The organism is Cognatundibacterium griseum (assembly GCF_014284195.1).
Lineage (GTDB): Bacteria > Pseudomonadota > Gammaproteobacteria > Burkholderiales > Burkholderiaceae_D > Undibacterium > Undibacterium griseum.
The window spans coordinates 41569-62687 of the sequence record NZ_JACOGC010000004.1; the positions used below are offsets into that span (position 1 = coordinate 41569).

The window sequence follows — 21119 nt, forward strand, 5'->3', positions numbered from 1 at the left end:
CACTGGCCGGCAGGACGCAAACGTCAGTTTTGCATTTTCCGGTAAATGGTGTTGCGCGACACACCCAGTGCCCGCGCAGCAGCCGATACATTGCCCTGATGCGCGGCCAGGGTTTTCCTGATCACTTCCGATTCAATGGCTTCCATTGTCGCAGGATGGTGTGTTTCTGCAGCCAGTCCCGCCGCCGGGTCAGCAGCCTGCGCCAGCCGGACACGGGCATCCTCCAGAAAATCGTCCGGCAAATGCTCCTGACGGATCACGTGATCTTCACCGGTCATCAGGATCGCCGTGCGCAACAGATTATTGAGCTGTCTGAAATTCCCGGGCCAGGAATGATGGCGGAACAGCGCCATCACTTCAGGAGCAACGGTGTATGCCTGCTCCAGCGCCTCGCTTTCATGCTGCAGAATCCGCTGCACCACGATGTCCAGGTCTGTGCGTTCGCGTAAAGCAGGCAGACGCACAACCAGCCCATTCAGCCGGTAATACAGATCATCCCTGAATTCAGCGCGGGCAATCATGTCGCGCAACTGACGGTTCGTGGCGCAGATGAGGTCGATGTTGACCGGAATGGATTTGGTTCCGCCCAGCGGCGTCACCATCCGGTCCTGCAGCACACGCAACAGCCGCGCCTGCAAATGCAAAGGCATATCACCGATTTCATCGAGAAAAAGCGTGCCGCCGTTCGCCTGTAAAATTTTGCCGGTATTGCCTTTTTTTCTGGCACCGGTAAACGCACCGTCTTCATAGCCAAACAACTCAGACTCGATTAACGACTCCGGAATCGATGCACAGTTCAGCGCGATAAACGGCGCTGCATGACGGGGCGAATCATTATGAATTGCCTGAGCCAGTAATTCTTTTCCGGTGCCGGTTTCGCCGGTGATCAATATCGAAATACCGCGGCCAATCACTTTTCTGAGTTTTGCAATCGTTGCCGCCAGTTGCGGGTCACCCGTATTGAGCATGTTCAGATCAGACAGCGGCATCCGCTCCGTACGCTCCTTGTGCACCGGCATCGCAGCTCTGTCATGCGTACTGGCAGCCCGTGTCTGCTGCGAGGCATGATGGAACGGCGACCCCGCCAGATGCATATCGCTGCATTTGGCAAATACCCTGACACCGTTCGGCAGGCACAGACGCAACAGGCCGGGCGCAGCTGTCCGGTAATGATCCATCAGTGATGAGATAGGTAAGCCGAACAGGGAACTGAACGTATGCGTCTGCATTGCCGCAGGGCTTAGTCCGAACTGAAACAGGCCGCTGCGGCTGGCACAGAGAACGCGGCCGTCCGGCGTGAAGCAGACCATTCCCTCCATCAGCGTTCCCAGAAATTCGGGACGGCTGTGGAAATGCAGCTTGAGGGCATCCGGATAAGTCGCTGCCATCAGCTGGTTTTCGATCATCTGCGCTGACATCCGCACCAGCGCCAGCGTGTGGCGGTGAAAATGATGCTGATCGCCAGTCACATCCAGCACGCCCAGCATTTTTCCCTGCGTATCAAAAATCGGCGAGGCGGAACAAGTCAGGAAATTATTGGCCAGCAGATAATGCTGATCCGCATGCACGATGGTCGGACTTTGTCCGGCAATGGCAGTGCCGATGGCATTGGTGCCCTTGCTTTGCTCCGACCACAATACGCCCGGGCTCAATGCCACCCGGTCTGCCTTGGCCAGAAAATCCGCATCGCCCAGCGTATGCAGGATGCAGCCCTGCGTATCCGTCAGCACCACCATGTGATGTGTATTGATGATCTGCTCGTACAGCGTCTCCATCACCGGTACCGCGTGGCTGTGCAAGATATGATTGCGTTCCAGCACACCGGACAGCTCGGTACGGCTCAATGGATCGTAATCGGGGGCTGCGCTCCGCGTCACTCCATAGGCAGCAGAACGCTCATGGGCCAGTGCAATCACATTCCAGTCATCCATGCCAGCAACAGCAGATGAAAAATGTCCCTGATAAGCGTTGCCCGCACTGCCCGGCGTGGTCGTGTTCGCCAGTTCATGCATGCTTGTCTCCTTGTACAATTCTGCCCTTTATGCCGGAGCTTCGATTGAACGATGACTGTAACACTGTTCCCGCAGTCACAAATCAATTTGCACAATTTTTTCCTGCCGATCCTGGCGGAACGGCCCGCAGGACGGTCGCTGTTCAAGTGTGTTTCTGAGAAAAAACACATATCAGCGCAAGTTGTTATTCATTATTTTTAATATTTTTTCATCTTTCCCTGTCCTGCAACTGGTTGGCCTGATTTCCCAACACGACGGGATCAGGCGATCTGGTCTTACATCAAGGCAGGCAAGTATAAAATCTGGGATAATGGCTGATTCGATTTATCAGGAAATAAAGGATATTGCCATGAGTGACGTTCAAAGCTGGATCAAAGAAACCGTAACGCAAAACCCTGTAGTCTTGTTCATGAAGGGGACTGCCCAATTCCCGCAATGCGGCTTTTCCGGTCGTGCTGTACAGGTGCTCAAAGCATGCGGCGTGCAGAATCTGGTCACCGTCAATGTGCTGGAAGATGCCGAAGTTCGCCAGGGGATTAAGGATTTTTCTAACTGGCCGACAATTCCGCAACTGTATGTCAAGGGCGAATTTATCGGTGGCTCCGATATCATGAATGAAATGTTTGAAAGCGGCGAACTGCAGACGCTGCTGAAAGACTGACCACAAGGTAACGGATGTCAGCCAGTATTGCGCCTCAGCGTCTGATCATTGCCATCACCGGTGCCACCGGTGCGGTGTATGGCGTGCGCCTGCTGGAAGTGTTGCGCAACCTGCCGCAAGTGGAAACACATCTGCTGATTTCCGAGGCCGGGCTCTTAAATCTGCGGCAGGAGCTGGATCTGGGCCGTAAAGAGGTCGAGGCGCTGGCGGATGTGGTTCATCATGTTAAAAATGTCGGCGCCAGCATTGCAAGCGGGTCTTTTCAGTCGGATGGCATGATCATTGCGCCATGCTCGATGAAAACCTTGGCGGCGATTGCGCATGGGCTCTCAGACAACCTGATTACCCGTGCGGCAGACGTGGTGCTGAAAGAGCGCCGCCGCCTGGTGCTGATGGTGCGCGAAACACCATTCAATCTGGCCCATCTGCGCAATATGACGGCTGTCACCGAAATGGGCGCCATCGTCTTTCCGCCGCTTCCCGGCTTTTACCATCGTCCGCAGTCGATTATCGATATGGTCGATCACACTACCGGGCGGGTACTCGACCTGTTTAACATTCCTCACGTACTCACGCCTCGCTGGCAAGGTCTGGGCGAGAAATAAGCACTTTTTGATCCGAGTAATCACACCCGACAGGCGTTCCCACATCCTGCCGGGGGTAACAAACAGTGTTACAAATTATTTTTCAAAAATTCCCAACGCGCTTTTTGCAATGACCAGATCATTGCATCACCGCGCGGGCCATGTCCCTGACCCGGATAGAGCTGCAGGCTGTAATCCTTGCCGGCCTTGATCAGCTCATCAATCAGCATCACCGTATTCTGAGGATGTACATTATCGTCCATCGTGCCATGCATGATGAGGATTTTGCCATGCAGATTCCCCGCTGCTTTCAACACGCTGCCCCGGTCATAACCATCGGGATTTTCCTGCGGCAATCCCATATACCGTTCGGTATATACGCTGTCGTATAAGCGCCAGTCTGTGACGGGAGCACCGACAAAACCGATTTTCCACGCCTGGCTGTGCGTCATGCCGTAGGACGTGAAATAGCCGCCAAAACTCCATCCATCCAGCGCAATCCGTTCCATATCAGCCCAGCCCTGCCGGCGCAGCCATTCCAGACCATCGAGCTGATCCTGTAGCTCCAGCTGCCCCAGTTTTTTGTGAATCGGCCAGGCGCTGGCGACACCCTTGTTACTGGCGCTGCGGTTGTCCAGTATCCAGACGATATATCCCTGCTGTGCCAGGAAGTGGTAATACAGGTTATGGTTCCAGCGATCATTCACCTGCGATGCCATCGGGCCGGCATAAAGATGATGAAAGACCGGATATTTTTTCTTCGGATCAAAATCAGGTGGCAGGAATAGCAGGCTTTCCAGCGGGAATCCGTCACGCGCCTGAATCTGCTGCTGAATGACCTGCGCTAATTGCAGTCCTTTCATTTTTTCCGGTAAACCAGGATCATCAATCAGTTTCAGCTGTTGTCCCGCAGCGCTGAACAGTGCCTGTTTTGGTGTCTGTTTCAGACTGCTCCATGTGTCAAGGAATTGCGTCATCGTTTTATTCCACTGAACCTGATGCGTACCAGGCTCGGTGGTCAAGCGCTGTAAATGGCTGCCATCCACGTTCACGGCATACACGTCATTGCCGATAGGGTTACGTTCATTCGCAGAAAACAGGATGCGGTTATTGATCTCGTCAATGCCATACACCTGACGAACATCCCAATTGCCGCTGGTAACCGTTTTCACCAGCTGATAATTTTTATCGTAGTGATACAGATGCCGGTGCCCGCTGCGGTCGGATTCCCATAAGAAGCTGCCATCTTTAAAAAAGACCGGGAAAGGCAAACGCTCAGTCCATGCCGGGCTCGTTTCCCTGACGATGACTTTGCTTGCACTGGACAAGGCATCATACAAGCGCAGATCCAGCCAGGTCTGGACACGATCCTGCCAGGCTGCCAGCAGATGCCCATCCGGCGTCCACCCGACCTGAACCAGCAAGGTTTCCTGATCAGGGTAAGGATTCTGAGTCCATGATAACTGACCGCTTTTATCGATGATACCCAGCTTGACGACCGGATTCGGATCACCCGCTTTCGGGTAACGGGTACGCTCTGTTTTTGCCGGCTGGGCATGATCGCCACTCAGGGTGTATAGCGGAACCCTGGTTTCATCAAAATTCAAAAACGCCAGTTTCTGGGAATCAGGCGACCACCAGAATGCGCGTAATTTACCCCGTCCATAAATTTCCTCCATATAAACCCAGTCCAGACGGCCATTCAGATTCGTTTCGCTGCCATCCCGGGTCAGACGTTTTTCTGTCGCACTGGCGACATCCGTCACATACAGATCATTCCCTTTTAAATAAGCCACTGTTTTTACATCAGGAGACAGCAGCGCCTCATCTTTATTCTGATCCGGCGTATGCGTCAGCTCCTTTGCCTGAGCGGATTTCAGATCCAGCAACCATAAATCATTCCGGTAACTGAACAAGTAAGCGTGCAGCCCCGGCTGAATCTGACTACCCAGCATTTCTGCCAGGCGACGCGCTTCCTTTTCCTCTATCTTTGCCGATGTGAGAATCCGCAAAAGATTACCGTCGACAGGGAGGGCCTGTTTTTTCCATGTTTCTGGCGTGACTTCCGACAAACGGACGATGCCATCCTGCAGTTGCGATTCGATTAAACGATTTTGCTGATCCCAGAATAAACGGGTCAGCGGTTTACTTTCAAAGCGCGCCTTCTGCGTTGGGTGATACAGCATTTCCAGACTCAGTTTCCCGTCATTTGCCAATGCACCTCCCGCCTGAAACAGCGAAATGACCAGCATTCCCCATCCGATGATTTTTTTCATTCGTAACCCTCTGTGTTTTTGTTATCCGTTGCAACGAAGCCGTCTGACCGTTGCAGACAAAGCTATGACCTTCCGCGCAATCATCAGTTCATTGATTTTCAGTACAGAAGTACCGGATGGAAGAGCATGCTACATGGTGCTCGCAATAGAGAAGGACAAAAGAAAAACCCCACCGTTATTGCTAACGATGGGTTTTTATTGGTGCCGGCTGCCGGAATCGAACTGGCTACCTGATGATTACAAGTCAACTGCTCTACCAAGTGAGCTAAGCCGGCGAAAATCTTTTCAGTAATGCCAAACAGCTGCATTCCCGAAGACCAAGATTATAGGCTACTTTATTATTTTTAGCGAGGGTTTTTCTGATTTTTTTTCTGTTTTTTTGTGATCCACAGCAGCGGACGGACTTTCATTCACTTCAGGCTGTGTGCTCACGGCGGCAAGGCCAATTTTCTTTGCGGATGTGTCCTGAACTGCTTCCGGAGGTTCTGGCAAGGTCTGCGATAAATCCACTTCAAATGCCATGCCCTGGCCATTTTCACTCGCATAGATCGCGATCACATTGGCAACAGGAACATAGATATCACGTGAAACGCCGCCAAACCGTGCTTTGAAAGTCACCGCATCATTATCCATTTTCAAGCCGCTGGTCGCGCCAAAGCTGATGTTCAGGACAATTTCGCCATTCCGGACAAATTCCATCGGGACTTGGGCGGCACCGGCGGCTTTCACCGCCATATACGGCGTATAACCATTATCTGTGCACCATTCATAGATGGCGCGCATGAAATAAGGCTTGGTAGAGGTTGCTTCCATATTGGCTTCCCGGACAAAACGATAGAGTTAAGAATAGATCGGTCAAACAAAAACAACAAGGCTGACTTATGGGAAGTCAGCCTTGCAGTACATCTGAATCAATGCCATGCGCAATTTAACGGCGCATGACTTTTTCCGATGGTGTCAGTGCCTCAATATACGCAGGGCGGGAAAAAATCCGTTCAGCATATTTCATGATCGGCGCAGCTGTTTTTGACAGTTCAATGCCGTAATGATCCAGACGCCATAACAACGGTGCCACGGCAACATCCAGCATAGAAAATTCATCACCCAGCATATATTTGTTTTTCACAAATAAAGGAGCAAGCTGAGTCAGGCGGTCACGAATTTCTGCACGTGCCTTATCCTGCGCCTTGGCGGAGCTGGAGCTTTTGTCATTTTCCAGCGTATGAACGTGTACAAATAATTCTTTTTCAAAGTTAAACAGCATCAGCCGCGCACGCGCACGCTGCAGCGGGTCAGCCGGCATCAGTTGCGGGTGCGGAAAACGCTCATCAATATATTCATTGATGATATTGGATTCATACAAAATCAATTCACGCTCAACCAGAATCGGCACCTGTCCATATGGATTCATGGTCGAGATATCTTCTGGTTTATTGAATAAATCAACATCGCGGATTTCAAAATCCATACCTTTTTCGAACAGCACCAGGCGGCAACGTTGAGAAAATGGGCAGGTTGTACCCGAATAGAGAACCATCATTTTTATAGTTCCTTAGAAACAATCAGGGCGAGGAGCCAATTTTGCGCGCCTCACCCCAGGGATTACTCGTCCGTTTACGACGGAAAGAAACGGACGATCTTAAAAATTCCTGCTGCGCTTATCAAAGACGGAACACAACAGGAAACAATGCGTTATTTTACTTCTTTCCAGAAAGATGCATTCAAACGCCAGGCCAAAGTTGCCAGTCCAGCCATAAAAATCAGAACCACGACACCAAGACGTTTACGGGTATTCTGAGCTGGCTCGCCCATCCACTGCAGATAAGCAACCAGATCACCGACAGCGTTGTCATATTCAGCGGCAGTCATGCTGCCCGCAGTCACTTTTTCAAAGCCATCGAACTGGTGAACCGATTTGGACTCGTCGTGCGGATCTTTCTTTTCAACAAATTTGGCATTCCGCACACCTTGCAACTGCCATAAAACATGCGGCATCCCGACATTTGGGAATACCAGGTTATTCCAGCCGGTTGGCCGTGAATCATCCTTGTAATAAGTACGCAGATAAGTATACAACCAGTCAGCACCGGAACCAGCTTCAGATGCTTTTGCCCGCGCGATGACCGACAAGTCAGGAGGAACTGCACCAAACCAGGCCTTGGCATCTTTCGGAGACATGGTGTTTTTCATCAGATCGCCGACCTTTTCACCTGTGAACAACAGGTTTTGTTTGATCTGATCTTCAGTCAGCCCGATATCTCTCAGGCGGTTGTAACGCATGGCGGATGCAGAGTGACAATTCAGGCAGTAATTGACGAACAGTTTTGCGCCATTCTGCAAAGCAGCCATATCCGTCGTCCGGTCTGGGGCGTGATCCAGTGGGAAAGTGCCTCCGCTTGCCAGCGCGAGAGCAGGAACCAAGGATGCAGCGGCAATCAGTTTTTTCAGTAATTTCATGCTTATTCTTCCTCGCAGAGTCCGCTCAATGAGCTACAAATGTTACGCGCTTCGGTACCGGTTTGAATGTACCCATCGCACTCCACCATGGCATCAACAGGAAGAAGCCGAAGTAAATGATTGCACAAACCTGAGAAATACGCTCACCAGTCGGTGAAGGTGGCTGCACACCCAGATAGCCCAGCGTCACGAAAGCAATGCCGAAAACGATATAAACAGATTTATGCCAGTCAGGACGATAGCGGATCGATTTTGCAGGTGATACGTCCAGCCAAGGCAGGAAAGCCAGAATCACGACTGAACCGCCGAACAAAACCACACCCCAGAATTTGGCATCCAGACCGAAAGGCATCATACCGACAATCGCCAGCAAAGCGATACCGGCAATCGCCATCTTGATCATCTGCGGCAATTTGGTGGTCATGTAAATCAACGCAACATAGGCAGCGATACCAGCCTGAACAACGTACAGGAACTCTGAAGTGGTCGCACGCAGAATCGAGTAAAACGGCGTGAAATACCATGTCGGCGCAATATGCGGTGGCGTCTTGAGCGAGTCGGCAGGAATGAAATTGTTATATTCCAGGAAGTATCCTCCCATCTCCGGCGCAAAGAAAATTACCGCACTGAACAGGGTGAGGAAAACCGTCACACCGAAAATATCCTTGGAAGAATAGTATGGGTGCGAAGGAATACCATCAACAGGATGGCCGTCCGGACCGATATTATCCTTAATCTCGATACCGTCAGGATTATTGGAACCGACTTCATGCAGCGCAATCAGGTGCGCAGCAACCAGTCCCAGCAATACCAGGGGAATTGCGATCACATGGAATGAGAAGAAACGGTTCAGGGTTGCATCCGACACCACGTAATCACCACGTATCCACAGCGACAGATCAGGGCCAATGAATGGAATCGCACCAAACAGATTCACAATCACCTGTGCGCCCCAGTAGGACATCTGTCCCCATGGCAACAGGTAACCGAAGAAGGCTTCGGCCATCAGACACAGGAAAATCGCAAAACCGAACAGCCAGATCAGTTCACGCGGCTTGCGATAGGAGCCATACATCAGGGCGCGGGCCATGTGCAGATACACCACGATGAAGAAGGCGGAAGCGCCGGTCGAGTGCATATAGCGCACCAGCCAACCCCACGGCACATCGCGCATGATGTATTCAACTGAGGCAAAAGCCAGATTGGCATCTGGCTTGTAATGCATTACCAGGAAAATACCGGTCACGATCTGGATCACCAAGACCAGCATCGCCAGCGAACCAAAGATGTACCAGAAATTGAAATTTTTAGGTGCGTAGTACTTACCCCACTGATCGTTCCACAATTTGGTCAATGGAAAACGTGAATCCACCCAATTGAGCGCTTTGTCAACAGCCGGAGCATCTGCAGGAAGCTTTTTTTCAACAAACGCCATGATTACGCCTCGCCTTTCTCATCTTTACCGATGACAATTTTGGTATCTGACAAAAACATGTGACGAGGCACATCCAGATTCTGCGGTGCCGGTTTGTTTTTATATACGCGACCCGCCAGGTCAAAAGTAGAGCCATGGCATGGGCAGAGGAAGCCACCCTGCCAGTCATCCGGCAAAGAAGGTTGCGCGCCTGCCTGGAATTTGGAGCTTGGGGAGCAACCCAGATGCGAGCAGATACCGACCGTAATCAGAATGTCCTGATGTTCTTTACGTGAGCGGGTTTGCTTCTCGCAATACTCAGGCAAGTCCATGGTGTAAGGTTTTTTCGATACGGGATCAGCAACTTTGTCTTCCGTTTTTGCCAGGCTCGCCAGCATTTCAGGAGTACGTTTCAGGATCCAGACCGGTTTGCCGCGCCATTCAACGGTCGTCATTTCACCCGGTTTCAAAGCGGAAATATCAACTTCCACCGGAGCACCAGCTGCTTTGGCACGCTCAGATGGCTGGAAAGTGCTGACCAGTGCTCCTGCCGTTGCCAAACCTGCCACACCACCCGCCGCGCAAGTGGCGACGAGCAACCCGCGACGGCCGGAATCGACCTGCTTTTCATTACTCATACCAACCCCAATCTGTCAAAAATCAAAACCCGATGAAGCCATCCGAACTACTTCTAGCAACATTAAATTATAAAGTAGCTCAATATGCTTTTGAAGCAAAAGATATCCGAAACGCTAACTTACAGGCTTTTTTTCAACAATATCGATATTTTTTGATTTATTTCAGAATGCCCGGCCTTTTTTCAGGCAAAACAATTTTTTCTTTCGAATTGACAATTTACTTCTTTCAAGTATTGTTTAAAAACCTGAACGCTGACCGGCTCCCTGCCAGTCACATAGGCCTCACTAAGGAGAAGATGTATGAGCATGATGCAGGAATTTAAGGCTTTCGCCAGTAAAGGAAATGTTGTCGATCTGGCCGTCGGTGTGATTATCGGCGGCGCATTTGGAAAAATCGTGGAATCATTGGTGGGCGACGTCGTCATGCCGATAGTCGGACGCATCTTTGGCGGTCTGGATTTCTCCAATTACTACCTGCCGCTGAACGGTCAGAGTACCAGCATGACGCTGATCGAAGCCAAAAAAGCAGGCGGAGTACTGGCTTACGGCAGCTTTATCACGGTCTCCGTGAATTTCCTGATTCTGGCCTTCATCATTTTCCAGATGGTCCGTTTGTTTAATAAGCTCAAGCAAGCCGAAGCCAAATCAGAACCGGCACCAGCTCCCGCCGTAACGTCAGAAGATATCCTGTTGCTCAGGGAAATCCGCGATTCTTTGAAAAAATAAGCAGTTCCGGATAACGCTGAACGCCGGAATCATTCCGGCATTTTGCCTCGGGCATCAGACCGGGTTATCAATATCGACGAAATGATGCTCCACACCGAAGCGGGTGGCGATCATCTCTCCCAAAGCCGCTATCCCATAGCGTTCCGTTGCATGATGACCGCATGACAGATAAGCAATGCCGGATTCCCTTGCCAGATGCACGGTAGGCTCGGAGATTTCACCGCTCAGATACACACTGGCCCCCGCTTCAATCGCCTGCTCCAGCATGTTTTGCGCAGCGCCGGTACACCAGGCGATCTTACCCAGCGGTTGCAACGGATCACCGATCAGCAAGGGCTGGCGCCCCAGTATTTTGTCGACATGCGCAGCAAGTGCGCCAACGGTCATTGGCTCTGCTGCCGGCATTTCACCTATCCAGCCCAGATCATTCTCGCCGAACCTTGCCTGTGGCAAAAAGCCCAGCTGACGCGCCAACTGGGCATTATTTCCGACCTCCGGATGCATATCGAGCGGCAAATGATAGGCAAATAAAGAAATATCGTTTTCCAATAACAATTTCAATCTTTTCTGCTTCTGACGAATCACCCGCATATCCTCGCCACGCCAGAAATATCCGTGATGCACCAGAACAGCATCCGCCTGAAGCTGCCTCGCCTGTTCAAGCAGCGCCAGACTGGCAGTCACCCCGGTAATGATGCGGCGAATTGTATCCCGCCCTTCCACCTGAAGGCCATTTGGGCAATAATCACGTACACGGCTTACTTGCAATTCTGTCTCCAGGAATTGCGTCAGCTGATCCCTGCCGATTATATTCATTTTCATTTTCTTACCTTATGCGACGTCTTTGGTTATTGTTTGCACAGACTGTGACAGTTGGCCTGGCCATTTGGTTTATTGTAACGACCCTGAAACCCGATTGGGTGAATAAGAATGCCACCGGATCGGCGGCGCTCCAGAGCATCAGGGAGGCACCGGCCAGTTCGGCACCTCCGGCCAACTCTTATCGCGGCGCTGCCCGTAAAGCGATGGCTTCGGTCGTGAATATCTATACGTCCAAAGAAATTCAGCGTCAGCGCAATCCTTTGCTGAACGATCCGTTTTTACGCCGCTTCTTTGGCGATCAGCAAAATCAGCGCACGGAACGACAATCCAGTCTTGGATCAGGTGTGATTGTTTCAGCCGAAGGCTATATCCTGACGAACAACCATGTCGTCGAATCTGCCAGCGAAATTGATATTGCCCTTGCGGATGGCCGCACGGCAGCAGCACGGGTGGTTGGTACCGATCCAGAAACTGATCTGGCGGTCATTAAAATCAATTTACCGAATTTACCTGCCATTACCCTGGGACGCTCGGAAGATGCACAGGTCGGTGACGTTGTCCTGGCGATCGGCAACCCATTCGGCGTCGGACAAACGGTCACGATGGGCATTATCTCGGCGCTCGGCAGAAATAACCTGACGGACAACGCATTCCAGAATTTCATCCAGACCGACGCCGCCATTAATCCGGGCAACTCCGGAGGGGCGCTGGTCGATGTCAATGGTAATCTGCTCGGCATCAACACGGCCATCTACTCGCAGTCCGGTGGCTCAGTCGGTATCGGTTTTGCGACACCGATCTCGACAGTAAAAATGGTCATGGATGCCATCATCACACAAGGTCAGGTTGTGCGTGGCTGGATGGGCGTGGAGCCGCAGGATATCACGCCGGAACTGGCGGAAAGTTTTGGCCTGAAACAAAAATCAGGCACCATCATTGCGGGCGTCATCCGCGGCGGGCCAGCCGACAAGGCAGGGATGAAACCGGGTGATATTCTGATTTCAATCGATGGTAAACCTGTTTCCGGAACGACCGAAATGCTCAATCTGGTCGCCCAGCTCAAGCCAGGCAATACAGCCCGGATACGGGTGCTCAGGAATAATCAGGAACCGATGCTGGATGTACTGATCGGCAAACGTCCGCCAACCCGAGCTGAAGAGTAAGCGCTATGCACCTGATTGATCTCAAAGCCTTTCTGTCCGAGCTGTCGGACAACAATAACCGCGCCTGGTTTGTCATGAACAAACCGCGTTACGATATTTTGCGGGCAGAGTTTCTGCAGTTGGTCACAGAACTGATTCAGGGGATACAAAAATTCGATCCGGCGGTAACCGGCTGCGACCCCAAAAAATCCCTGTTCCGGATTAACCGTGACGTGCGTTTTGCAGCAGACAAATCGCCTTATAAAACGACGTTTTCAGCATCCATTCTTCCCAGTGGCAGAAAAAAACCCAGTGAAGGCGGGGGACCTGCCTATTATTTCCAGATCGATGCTGAAGGACGTCTGTTTTTCGCCTGTGGCGAATATATGCCGCCATCAGACCGCCTGCTCGCTATCCGGCAACATATCTTGCACGACCCGGAGGGTTTCGATCTGGTACTGAAAAACAAAAAACTGCAGCAACAATTCGGCGCACTACAGGATGAAGGTAAGTTGACACGCCCGCCCAAAGGCTTCGCTGCAGACGCACGGCATATTGAATACATCAAATTGAAAAATTTCATGGTCTGGACCGAATGCGATCTCAAGAGCATGGATAGTGAACAGGTCATCGCCACACTGCTCACGGCCTTTAAAAGCGCCTTACCACTGGTTCAGTGGCTACGCACAGCCTGAAGAAATTTATTGATTCCGGGAGCGTTATTGCTCGCTCTCCGGCGCCTGTGTGACGCGAACAAACATAGGCGCAACCAGTAAGCCGATCTCATACAGTAACCACATTGGCAAAGCCAGGGAAAACTGGCTCACGATATCCGGCGGAGTGACGATCGCCGCGATCACAAACGCGCCGACAATCACGTAAGGGCGAATCGCTTTCAGTTTATCCGTCGAAACCAGCCCCATCCGCACCAGAACCACCACCACCACCGGCACCTCAAATGTGACGCCAAATGCAAGGCACATGGACATGATGAAGTCGAGATAATTCTCGATATCAGGGGCAACGCTGATGGAAGCCGGCGCAAATTCATTAATAAACTTAAACACGCGGCCGAATACCAGGAAATAGCAAAACGCCACCCCACCCAGAAACAACAGGGAAGACGATACGACCAAAGGTGCAATCAGGCGCTTTTCGTGTGTGTAGAGTCCTGGCGCGATAAATGCCCACGCCTGATACAGTATCCACGGCAGGGACAGCATGAAAGCCAGCAACAGAGTTACTTTCATCGGCACCAGAAACGGGGAAATGACTCCGGTAGCGATCATTTTCGCGCCGGCAGGCAGGGACGCCAGCATCGGCTGCGCCAGAAAGTCATAAATCGCAGATGGCCCCGGCCATAGCATCAGGACCACACAGGCTGCAGCCAGCCCATATACGGCCTTCACCAGACGATCCCGCAATTCAACTAAATGGGAAATGAAGGTTTCCTCAGCACCAGGCTCAGTAGAATCACTCATGCGAATACCGCCAGAATAAAGGTCGCAAAAAACATGCTGATGGATTAGAAAAAACTGGCTGGTGCACGCACCCGCGTGCGATGACGCGCCATGCGTGCAGACCCAGAAACCACATGGCTGCGCTGACCATGACGGTTTTTATACCAGGAAGGAACTGCTGTTGTCTTCGTCAGTTTTTTACGGCGAAACTCTTTGGCTTTTACCGCCAGCTGTTCTGTCGCAAAAATAGCCGGGGCTGCATGGTTTTCAAGCGAATCCGAACGGAATTCCTGTCCGACTGTGCGCAGTTCATGTTCTGCCTCTGCCAGCGACGAAGCAACAGACTGCTCTACGTTCTGCGCAGCTTCCTGCATGTCTTTCTGGACTTTACGCAGCTCTTCAAGCTCAATCTCTTTGCTGACTTCTGCTTTGACGTCATTAATATAGCGCTGCGCGCGTCCCAGCAGGGTACCTGCCATACGGGCGACCTTGGGTAACTTTTCCGGACCAATCACGATCAGTGCAACCACACCGATCAGGGCAAGTTTACTGATTCCGAGATCAATCATGCAGTAACCCGCCGCTGGACATCAAACAGATCATCACTGTTTGCTTTTTTCTCTGGCGTCGACGTCGATCGTACTTTTGTCGGCAACCTGCTGTGCAGCCGCAGGTTTCTCTTCTTCGCCTTTCATTCCGTCTTTAAAGCCTTTGACAGCCTTACCCAGATCGGAACCGACATTACCCAGTTTTTTAGTGCCGAATACCAGCACGACCACGACCAGCACAATTAACCAATGCCAGATACTCAATGAACCCATGTTGACTCCTGCAAAGAGCAATGCTCTTTCTTAAAATTTAAATTAACGTTGTCCGCGCCAAGGCTTCGGGCCGCCGATCACATGCATGTGCAAATGATACACCTCCTGCCCGCCATCCGGTCCCGTATTGATCAGGGTTTTGTATCCGCCGCTCAACTCTCCGTCGGCATTGGCAACCGGGGCGCAACCATGCTCATCGGCTATCCGCGGCACCAGCGCCAGCATTTTTCCCAGCAACCCGGCATGTTCTGCCTGTGCAGCTGACAAAGTATCCAGATGTAATTTAGGAATAATCAGCAAATGCACCGGTGCCGCCGGGTTGATATCTTTAAATACCAGCAGATCCTCATCTTCGTAAACCGTGGTGGCAGGAATTTGCTTAGCCGCAATTTTACAGAAAATACAGTTATTCACTTTGTATCCGATCAAGTTAACTGAAAAAATACCTGAAGAAATCGATGACTCTGATGTATCTCAGAAGTCAGTTATCCTGACGCGATGCTTTTTCCGCCAGACCGGAAATACCTTCCCGTCTGGCCAGCTCATCCAGTACCTGTTGTGGGTGTAGATCATACTGTGCCAGCATGACAAGCGAGTGAAACCACAGGTCGGCGCACTCGTACAATACTTTTTCCGTATTGCCGGAAACCCGTGCATCTTTGGCTGCCATCACGGTTTCAGTCGCTTCTTCGCCAATTTTTTTCAGGATGGCATCGTCGCCTTTGGCGAACAGGCGCGCGACATAGGATTGCTCGGGATTGCCGCCATTGGCCGGCTTGCGGCTCTCAATGATCTGCGCAAGATGTTCCAGAATCTGGAGCTGCTGTGTACTCATTTATAGATACTTTCCGGATCTTTCAGGACGGGATCGACAGCCAGCCAGTCACCATCATTCAGACCGCCTTCGAATTTCTGAAAAAAGCAGGAATGGCGTCCGGTATGACAGGCAATGCCATCAGCCTGCTCAACCTTCAGCAAAATCACGTCTTCGTCACAATCCAGACGAATATCCCTGACCTTCTGCACATGGCCCGATTCTTCACCCTTATGCCACAATTTTTTACGGGAACGGCTCCAGTACACCGCCTCCCCCAATTCTACCGTGCGGGATAAAGCCTCGCGATTCATCCATGCAAACATCAGCACATCATTGCTGCCGGCTTCCTGGGCAATCACGGGCACCAGCCCCTGGTCGTCCCACTTGATCTTGTTAAGCCATTTTGCAGCGCTCATGTCAGCCTCACCGGAATATTCTGCGCAGCCATGAAGCGCTTTGCCTCACCGACAGTATGATGCCCGTAATGGAAAATACTGGCCGCCAGTACAGCGTCAGCGCCGCCGGTCCGGATTCCGTCGGCAAGATCCTGCAAACCGCCGACACCGCCCGATGCAATCACCGGCACCGGCACTGCATCAGAAACTGCACGGGTCAGCCCCAGATCGAAACCGGAACGGGTTCCGTCTTTATCCATGCTGGTAAGCAGTATCTCGCCAGCGCCAAGCTGCGCCATTTTCTGCGCCCACTCGACCGCATCGAGTCCGGTGGCATTCCGGCCACCGTGCGTGAACACCTCCCATTTTCCCGGCGCCACCTGCTTCGCATCGATCGCAACCACAATGCATTGCGAACCGTATTTGTGCGCGGCATCTGCCACCAGCTGCGGATTGGTGACCGCGGAAGTATTAATGCCGACCTTGTCGGCACCGGCATTGAGCAGACGGCGCACATCTGCCACCGTGCGCACTCCGCCACCGACTGTCAGCGGAATGAATACCTGGGATGCGACAGCTTCGATAATCGGCAAAATCAAATCACGGCCATCGGAAGAAGCCGTAATATCGAGAAAGGTGATTTCGTCCGCGCCCTGCTCATCATAACGGTGCGCAATCTCCACCGGATCACCGGCATCGCGCAGCTCCTGGAAATTAATTCCTTTGACAACGCGCCCCGCCGTCACATCCAGACAGGGAATAATACGTTTAGCTAATGTCATTCCGCATCTTCTTCATCTTCAACCAGATCGCCGCTGAGCTCATCTGCACGTTCCTGTGCTGTCAGCAAATCCAGCGTTCCTTCATAGATAGAGCGGCCGCAAATCACGCCGTCAATTCCCTCATCCTGAACTGCGCACAAAGCTTCCACATCTGACAAATCATGCACGCCGCCGGATGCAATAACAGGAATGGATACTGCCTGCGCCAGCCGGATGGTGGCCTCGATATTCACGCCGCCCATCATGCCGTCGCGGCCGATGTCGGTATAAATAATGGCTTCCACGCCATAGTCTTCAAATTTCTGGGCCAGATCGATCACCTCATGACCGGATAATTTACTCCAGCCATCGGTCGCCACTTTGCCATCCTTGGCGTCGATGCCGACAATAATCTGACCTGGAAAAGCGCTGCAGGCATCCGCCAGAAATCCCGGATTTTTCACAGCAGCAGTCCCGATGATGATGTACGACAAGCCATCGTCCAGATAACGCTCAATGGTATCGAGATCGCGGATGCCGCCGCCGAGCTGCACGGGAATCTCTTCGGTATCGGTTTCTTCTGCGTAATCGCGCACAGCCTGAATGATTGCCTTGACTGCCGCCTCATTTTTCGGCTTGCCAGCAAACGCGCCATTCAGATCAACCAGATGCAGGCGGCGGGCGCCCTGTTTCAGCCAGTGCCGGGCCATTTCAGCAGGGTCTTCGGAAAACACGGTGGCCTGGTCCATATCGCCTTGTTTCAGGCGCACGCAGTGACCATCTTTCAGGTCGATAGCAGGAATGAGCAACATGATGGTAAAAAGTAGATGTCTGAAAGACAGTAAAAAATCGGTTTAAAGTGATTTGGATAACAGAGTGCGGTCAGGGATTCCAGTGTACAAAATTCTTATACAGTTGCAAGCCTGCTGCCGCACTCTTTTCCGGATGGAACTGGGTCGCAAAAATATTATCACGCGCCACGGCACAGGCAAACCAATCACCATAATCGGTCATACCCACCGTGTGCTGCGGATTTTCCGGCTGCGCGTAATAACTGTGCACAAAATAAAAATAGGCAGCATCCGGTATGTCTTGCCACAACACATGCGGCCGTGACTGCTGCACCCGGTTCCAGCCCATTTGCGGTACCTTGAAGCGGGAACCATCGGCCTGCAGGCGTCCGTCAAGCGCAAAGCGCACCACCTTGCCGGGCAATAAACCCAGACCTGGCGTGTCGCCCTCTTCACTCACGTCGAACAACATCTGCTCACCGACACAGACACCGAACAGCGGCTTGCTGCGGCTGGCTTCCAGCACTGCATCCTGCACACCGGAATCGCGCAGGCTCTGCATGCAATCTGGCATGGCGCCCTGTCCGGGCAGCACAATACGGTCGGCACTGCGGATATCTGCCACCGTGCCTGAAATCAGGACTTCGGCTTCAGGCGCCACTGCCCGCAGCGCTTGCGCCACTGAGCGCAAGTTACCCATACCATAATCAACAACAACAATTTTATTCATAATGACTGACCAGTTTGAACTGCCCTATCTGACTGGTATCGGTAATCAGAGACAACCTTTGGTGGAAGGAATGGTTCCTGCAGCGCGCGGGTCAAGTTCAACAGCCATGCGCAAAGCGCGGCCAAATGCCTTGAAAACCGTTTCGCACTGATGATGGGAGTTATCGCCTTTCAGATTATCAATATGCAGCGTGACCAGCGCATGATTGACAAAACCCTGGAAAAATTCCCTGGCCAGATCGACATCAAAATTACCGATCATGGCGCGAGTAAACGGAATGTGGTAACTGAGTCCCGGACGACCGGAGAAATCCACGACAACCCGCGATAAGGCCTCATCCAGCGGCACATACGCATGGCCATAACGACGGATGCCTTTCTTGTCGCCAATTGCCTGCGCAAATGCCTGTCCCAGCGTGATCCCCACATCTTCAACCGTATGGTGAGCGTCGATATGCAGGTCGCCATGGGCCTCAATATCCAGATCAATCAGGCCATGACGCGCGATCTGATCCAGCATGTGGTCCAGAAAAGGCACGCCTGTATTGAGTTTTTGTTGACCGCTGCCATCGAGATTGATGGCGACGCGGATTTGCGTTTCATTGGTATTGCGGGTTACCGCCGCAATGCGTTCAGTTGGCTTATTCATGGTGATGACAAAGATGCCGCAAAAGCAGCAAGAAAAAGAGCATTTTCTTCCGGAGTGCTGACCGTGATACGCAGGCAATTCTCCAGCAGGTTATGCATTTTACCTACATTTTTGACTAAAATTTTTTGTTCAACTAATTTTGCAAAGACTTGTTCGGCATTCGCAACACGAATCAGCAGGAAATTTGCTGCTGATGGATAAACTTGTACGCCGGGCAAGCTATCGAGCTGATGACTGAGCCAGCTACGCTGCTCGCGCAGCATGGCGGCCTGCTGCTCCAGTACATCCACATGCTGCAGCATGAATTCTGCCGCCGCCTGACTCAGTACATTGATATTGTATGGCGGCCGCACTTTTTCAAATTCCTGCATCAGCGCATGACTGCCGGACATGTATCCCAGACGTATTCCGGCCAGTCCCAGCTTGGATACGGTACGCATCACCACCAGCTGATCAAATTCAGGCAGCCGGGACATCAAGCTGGCCTGCGCAAACGGCTGATAAGCCTCGTCCACCACGACGATCCCACGATCCCCGACCGCGCGCAAAATCTGCAGCATCGCATCAGCATCATACAGATTGCCAGTCGGATTATTGGGGTAAGCAAGGTACGTGATGGCGGGGTGATGTTCCGCTATCGCCGCCAGCATAGCAGGCAAATCGAGCGTGAAATCCGCCAGCAGCGGAACACCGACAAACTCCATGCCTGCCAATTTTGCCGACAGCGCATACATGACAAATCCCGGCACGGGTGCCAGCACTTTGGCGCCAGGACGGGCACAAGCCACCGACATCATGGAGATCAGTTCATCGGACCCGTTACCCAGCACAATGTCATACCCGGCGGGCACGCCGAAGCGCGTGGCAATCAATTGTTTCAGATGGGTATAGGACGGCACCGGATAACGGTTCATCGCAACCCGCGCCAGATGCTGCGCCAGCTCCTGCTGCAATGTCTCAGGTAAAGGATAGGGATTTTCCATCGCATCAAGCTTCAGGAAACCACTGGCATCCGGGACATGGTAACTCGCGAGACCGGCGATTTCCGGACGGATTACCTGGGTCAAGGTCGAAATACTCACTGTCGCACTCCATGCGGTATGGCTGTTCAAAACAGCCTGCTCGTTAGCTGATGCGTATCGGAACACATCAGGATACAGTTGCTGACTGGCTCAGACGCAGGCTGCCAGCGCCTGTACGGGTTGTTCTGCGAGACGTTTTTGTATCATCGCGCAGTAATCGGGATTCAGTTCAAAACCAACATAATCGCGACCACAACGCTTTGCGGCGACAGCCGTCGTGCCACTGCCCATAAACGGGTCAAGCACCACACCGCCAGGCGGGCAGGATGCCTTGATCATGCGCTCAATGATTTCCAGCGGTTTCTGGGTAGGATGCGGTTCGCGTTCAGCGTGCTCCCGGTGCAGACGCGACACGCTCCATACATCCTTGGGATTAAAGCCGAGCTCCAGCCACTTTGCGCCTTCAAAAATCTTGCGGCTACGGGCCTTCTTCGTCGCCGCATCGTAGGGAATGCGAATCGCGTCAAGATCAAAGTAGTAATCGCGGGCTTTCACAAAAAAACCGATCGTGTCATGCACCGAGGAATACTTGCGCACACTGCCTCCCATGGAAGGCACCCTCCGGTCCCAGATAATTTCATTCATCATGCTCATGCGCTGCTTGAGCATCACAAACACTTCCGGGGAATAGCGCCAGGTCAAAAAAATATACAGGCTGCCGTTCGGTTTCAGCTTCGGCAAGGCCAGATCAACCCATTGCGTCATCCAGTCCAGATAAGCGGCAGCATCCAGTTTATCGGAATCATTCCCGTAATCCTTGCCGAGTCCATAAGGCGGGTCGGCCAGCAATAAATCGATACTGCAGTCCGGCAAGCGTGTCAGCCCTTGCAGCGCATCTTCGCAAAAAACCTGATTCCGCCAGCTGTCTGCCATGTTATCTGG

General features: G+C 52.1%; 26 protein-coding genes and 1 tRNA gene. 6 read left to right on the forward strand and 21 right to left on the reverse strand.

The window, feature by feature from the left end; translation table 11 throughout:
• Positions 1-23: 23 nt before the first annotated feature.
• Positions 24-2012, reverse strand: a complete 1989-nt coding sequence (locus H8K27_RS10625) for a sigma-54-dependent Fis family transcriptional regulator (RefSeq protein ID WP_456243320.1) — start codon at positions 2010-2012, stop codon at positions 24-26.
• Positions 2013-2361: 349 nt separating this feature from the next.
• Here H8K27_RS10625 and grxD point away from each other — a divergent pair, with 349 nt between their 5' ends.
• Positions 2362-2673 (forward strand): Grx4 family monothiol glutaredoxin, encoded by a 312-nt coding sequence (grxD, locus tag H8K27_RS10630; protein WP_186863167.1) that lies wholly within the window; start codon positions 2362-2364, stop codon positions 2671-2673.
• A 14-nt stretch (positions 2674-2687) separates the two neighbouring features.
• Positions 2688-3278 carry a UbiX family flavin prenyltransferase gene (locus H8K27_RS10635; RefSeq protein ID WP_186863168.1) on the forward strand — a complete coding sequence of 197 codons (591 nt, stop codon included), beginning with the start codon at positions 2688-2690 and terminating at the stop codon, positions 3276-3278.
• Positions 3279-3346: 68 nt separating this feature from the next.
• Here the strand turns inward: H8K27_RS10635 and H8K27_RS10640 are convergent, their stop codons facing one another.
• From H8K27_RS10640 to petA, 7 genes are all read right to left on the reverse strand, one after another.
• Positions 3347-5533 carry a S9 family peptidase gene (locus H8K27_RS10640; RefSeq protein WP_186863169.1) on the reverse strand — a complete coding sequence of 729 codons (2187 nt, stop codon included), beginning with the start codon at positions 5531-5533 and terminating at the stop codon, positions 3347-3349.
• Between the two features lie 199 nt (positions 5534-5732).
• Positions 5733-5808: transfer RNA gene (locus H8K27_RS10645), tRNA-Thr, on the reverse strand.
• A gap of 55 nt (positions 5809-5863) precedes the next feature.
• Positions 5864-6346 carry a ClpXP protease specificity-enhancing factor gene (locus H8K27_RS10650; protein WP_186863170.1) on the reverse strand — a complete coding sequence of 161 codons (483 nt, stop codon included), beginning with the start codon at positions 6344-6346 and terminating at the stop codon, positions 5864-5866.
• A 115-nt stretch (positions 6347-6461) separates the two neighbouring features.
• On the reverse strand, positions 6462-7073 hold the full coding sequence (locus H8K27_RS10655; protein WP_186863171.1) for a glutathione S-transferase N-terminal domain-containing protein: 612 nt from the start codon (positions 7071-7073) through the stop codon (positions 6462-6464).
• A 152-nt stretch (positions 7074-7225) separates the two neighbouring features.
• Positions 7226-7990 (reverse strand): cytochrome c1, encoded by a 765-nt coding sequence (locus H8K27_RS10660; protein WP_176801564.1) that lies wholly within the window; start codon positions 7988-7990, stop codon positions 7226-7228.
• A gap of 25 nt (positions 7991-8015) precedes the next feature.
• Positions 8016-9428 carry a cytochrome b gene (locus tag H8K27_RS10665; RefSeq protein ID WP_186863448.1) on the reverse strand — a complete coding sequence of 471 codons (1413 nt, stop codon included), beginning with the start codon at positions 9426-9428 and terminating at the stop codon, positions 8016-8018.
• Positions 9428-10042: a ubiquinol-cytochrome c reductase iron-sulfur subunit gene (petA, locus tag H8K27_RS10670; protein WP_186863172.1), complete on the reverse strand. Its 615-nt coding sequence runs from the start codon at positions 10040-10042 to the stop codon at positions 9428-9430. Before petA ends, H8K27_RS10665 begins: the two co-directional genes overlap by 1 nt.
• Positions 10043-10074: 32 nt before the next feature.
• Here petA and H8K27_RS10675 point away from each other — a divergent pair, with 32 nt between their 5' ends.
• Both H8K27_RS10675 and mscL read left to right on the forward strand, forming a co-directional pair.
• On the forward strand, positions 10075-10365 hold the full coding sequence (locus tag H8K27_RS10675) for a hypothetical protein (RefSeq protein ID WP_186863173.1): 291 nt from the start codon (positions 10075-10077) through the stop codon (positions 10363-10365).
• A complete protein-coding gene (gene mscL, locus H8K27_RS10680; protein WP_329604386.1) occupies positions 10343-10768 on the forward strand; it encodes a large conductance mechanosensitive channel protein MscL in 426 nt (141 codons plus the stop codon). The genes H8K27_RS10675 and mscL overlap by 23 nt, the downstream gene beginning before the upstream one ends.
• Before the next feature lie 54 nt (positions 10769-10822).
• Here mscL and H8K27_RS10685 read toward each other — a convergent pair whose 3' ends face one another.
• Positions 10823-11590, reverse strand: coding sequence for a Nif3-like dinuclear metal center hexameric protein (locus tag H8K27_RS10685; RefSeq protein WP_408058438.1), 768 nt, complete (start codon positions 11588-11590; stop codon positions 10823-10825).
• A gap of 11 nt (positions 11591-11601) precedes the next feature.
• Between H8K27_RS10685 and H8K27_RS10690 the strand changes: the two genes are divergently transcribed.
• A complete protein-coding gene (locus H8K27_RS10690) occupies positions 11602-12753 on the forward strand; it encodes a Do family serine endopeptidase (RefSeq protein WP_186863174.1) in 1152 nt (383 codons plus the stop codon).
• 5 nt (positions 12754-12758) lie between these two features.
• Complete coding sequence (locus tag H8K27_RS10695) at positions 12759-13427, forward strand: DUF2461 domain-containing protein (protein ID WP_186863175.1); 669 nt, start codon at positions 12759-12761, stop codon at positions 13425-13427.
• Positions 13428-13451: 24 nt separating this feature from the next.
• On the opposite strand, the gene tatC is transcribed toward H8K27_RS10695, so the two are convergent.
• From tatC to H8K27_RS10755, 12 genes are all read right to left on the reverse strand, one after another.
• Positions 13452-14213 carry a twin-arginine translocase subunit TatC gene (gene tatC / locus H8K27_RS10700; protein ID WP_186863176.1) on the reverse strand — a complete coding sequence of 254 codons (762 nt, stop codon included), beginning with the start codon at positions 14211-14213 and terminating at the stop codon, positions 13452-13454.
• A 44-nt stretch (positions 14214-14257) separates the two neighbouring features.
• Entirely contained in the window at positions 14258-14761 is a 504-nt protein-coding gene (gene tatB, locus H8K27_RS10705) for a Sec-independent protein translocase protein TatB (RefSeq protein WP_186863177.1), read from the reverse strand.
• Positions 14762-14794: 33 nt separating this feature from the next.
• Entirely contained in the window at positions 14795-15013 is a 219-nt protein-coding gene (tatA, locus tag H8K27_RS10710) for a Sec-independent protein translocase subunit TatA (RefSeq protein WP_176801571.1), read from the reverse strand.
• Between the two features lie 42 nt (positions 15014-15055).
• Entirely contained in the window at positions 15056-15427 is a 372-nt protein-coding gene (locus H8K27_RS10715) for a histidine triad nucleotide-binding protein (RefSeq protein ID WP_186863178.1), read from the reverse strand.
• A gap of 67 nt (positions 15428-15494) precedes the next feature.
• Positions 15495-15848, reverse strand: coding sequence for a phosphoribosyl-ATP diphosphatase (locus H8K27_RS10720; protein WP_186863179.1), 354 nt, complete (start codon positions 15846-15848; stop codon positions 15495-15497).
• Entirely contained in the window at positions 15845-16246 is a 402-nt protein-coding gene (gene hisI / locus H8K27_RS10725; RefSeq protein ID WP_176801574.1) for a phosphoribosyl-AMP cyclohydrolase, read from the reverse strand. Before hisI ends, H8K27_RS10720 begins: the two co-directional genes overlap by 4 nt.
• Positions 16243-17007 (reverse strand): imidazole glycerol phosphate synthase subunit HisF, encoded by a 765-nt coding sequence (gene hisF, locus H8K27_RS10730; RefSeq protein ID WP_186863180.1) that lies wholly within the window; start codon positions 17005-17007, stop codon positions 16243-16245. The genes hisI and hisF overlap by 4 nt, the downstream gene beginning before the upstream one ends.
• Entirely contained in the window at positions 17004-17798 is a 795-nt protein-coding gene (gene hisA, locus H8K27_RS10735) for a 1-(5-phosphoribosyl)-5-[(5-phosphoribosylamino)methylideneamino]imidazole-4-carboxamide isomerase (protein ID WP_186863181.1), read from the reverse strand. Before hisA ends, hisF begins: the two co-directional genes overlap by 4 nt.
• Positions 17799-17868: 70 nt before the next feature.
• Positions 17869-18507: an imidazole glycerol phosphate synthase subunit HisH gene (gene hisH / locus H8K27_RS10740; protein WP_186863182.1), complete on the reverse strand. Its 639-nt coding sequence runs from the start codon at positions 18505-18507 to the stop codon at positions 17869-17871.
• A gap of 45 nt (positions 18508-18552) precedes the next feature.
• Complete coding sequence (gene hisB / locus H8K27_RS10745) at positions 18553-19155, reverse strand: imidazoleglycerol-phosphate dehydratase HisB (protein ID WP_186863183.1); 603 nt, start codon at positions 19153-19155, stop codon at positions 18553-18555.
• Positions 19152-20231 carry a histidinol-phosphate transaminase gene (hisC, locus tag H8K27_RS10750; protein WP_186863451.1) on the reverse strand — a complete coding sequence of 360 codons (1080 nt, stop codon included), beginning with the start codon at positions 20229-20231 and terminating at the stop codon, positions 19152-19154. Before hisC ends, hisB begins: the two co-directional genes overlap by 4 nt.
• A gap of 96 nt (positions 20232-20327) precedes the next feature.
• Positions 20328-21110: a DNA-methyltransferase gene (locus H8K27_RS10755; RefSeq protein WP_186863184.1), complete on the reverse strand. Its 783-nt coding sequence runs from the start codon at positions 21108-21110 to the stop codon at positions 20328-20330.
• Positions 21111-21119 lie beyond the last annotated feature (9 nt).

What these genes read in the sequence shown, in the direction of transcription:
- H8K27_RS10635 (WP_186863168.1), top strand. Translation starts at nt 2,688, where the DNA reads ATGTCAGCCAGTATTGCGCCTCAGCGTCTGATCATTGCCATCACCGGT.
- grxD (WP_186863167.1), top strand. Translation starts at nt 2,362, where the DNA reads ATGAGTGACGTTCAAAGCTGGATCAAAGAAACCGTAACGCAAAACCCT.
- H8K27_RS10655 (WP_186863171.1), bottom strand. Translation starts at nt 7,073, where the DNA reads ATGATGGTTCTCTATTCGGGTACAACCTGCCCATTTTCTCAACGTTGC.
- H8K27_RS10660 (WP_176801564.1), bottom strand. Translation starts at nt 7,990, where the DNA reads ATGAAATTACTGAAAAAACTGATTGCCGCTGCATCCTTGGTTCCTGCT.
- H8K27_RS10650 (WP_186863170.1), bottom strand. Translation starts at nt 6,346, where the DNA reads ATGGAAGCAACCTCTACCAAGCCTTATTTCATGCGCGCCATCTATGAA.
- H8K27_RS10755 (WP_186863184.1), bottom strand. Translation starts at nt 21,110, where the DNA reads ATGGCAGACAGCTGGCGGAATCAGGTTTTTTGCGAAGATGCGCTGCAA.
- H8K27_RS10685 (WP_408058438.1), bottom strand. Translation starts at nt 11,590, where the DNA reads ATGAAAATGAATATAATCGGCAGGGATCAGCTGACGCAATTCCTGGAG.
- hisH (WP_186863182.1), bottom strand. Translation starts at nt 18,507, where the DNA reads ATGAATAAAATTGTTGTTGTTGATTATGGTATGGGTAACTTGCGCTCA.
- hisB (WP_186863183.1), bottom strand. Translation starts at nt 19,155, where the DNA reads ATGAATAAGCCAACTGAACGCATTGCGGCGGTAACCCGCAATACCAAT.
- petA (WP_186863172.1), bottom strand. Translation starts at nt 10,042, where the DNA reads ATGAGTAATGAAAAGCAGGTCGATTCCGGCCGTCGCGGGTTGCTCGTC.
- H8K27_RS10640 (WP_186863169.1), bottom strand. Translation starts at nt 5,533, where the DNA reads ATGAAAAAAATCATCGGATGGGGAATGCTGGTCATTTCGCTGTTTCAG.
- tatB (WP_186863177.1), bottom strand. Translation starts at nt 14,761, where the DNA reads ATGATTGATCTCGGAATCAGTAAACTTGCCCTGATCGGTGTGGTTGCA.
- hisF (WP_186863180.1), bottom strand. Translation starts at nt 17,007, where the DNA reads ATGACATTAGCTAAACGTATTATTCCCTGTCTGGATGTGACGGCGGGG.
- H8K27_RS10690 (WP_186863174.1), top strand. Translation starts at nt 11,602, where the DNA reads ATGCGACGTCTTTGGTTATTGTTTGCACAGACTGTGACAGTTGGCCTG.
- H8K27_RS10675 (WP_186863173.1), top strand. Translation starts at nt 10,075, where the DNA reads ATGAAGCCATCCGAACTACTTCTAGCAACATTAAATTATAAAGTAGCT.
- H8K27_RS10720 (WP_186863179.1), bottom strand. Translation starts at nt 15,848, where the DNA reads ATGAGTACACAGCAGCTCCAGATTCTGGAACATCTTGCGCAGATCATT.
- H8K27_RS10695 (WP_186863175.1), top strand. Translation starts at nt 12,759, where the DNA reads ATGCACCTGATTGATCTCAAAGCCTTTCTGTCCGAGCTGTCGGACAAC.
- hisI (WP_176801574.1), bottom strand. Translation starts at nt 16,246, where the DNA reads ATGAGCGCTGCAAAATGGCTTAACAAGATCAAGTGGGACGACCAGGGG.
- mscL (WP_329604386.1), top strand. Translation starts at nt 10,343, where the DNA reads ATGAGCATGATGCAGGAATTTAAGGCTTTCGCCAGTAAAGGAAATGTT.
- tatA (WP_176801571.1), bottom strand. Translation starts at nt 15,013, where the DNA reads ATGGGTTCATTGAGTATCTGGCATTGGTTAATTGTGCTGGTCGTGGTC.
- tatC (WP_186863176.1), bottom strand. Translation starts at nt 14,213, where the DNA reads ATGAGTGATTCTACTGAGCCTGGTGCTGAGGAAACCTTCATTTCCCAT.
- hisA (WP_186863181.1), bottom strand. Translation starts at nt 17,798, where the DNA reads ATGTTGCTCATTCCTGCTATCGACCTGAAAGATGGTCACTGCGTGCGC.
- H8K27_RS10625 (WP_456243320.1), bottom strand. Translation starts at nt 2,012, where the DNA reads ATGCATGAACTGGCGAACACGACCACGCCGGGCAGTGCGGGCAACGCT.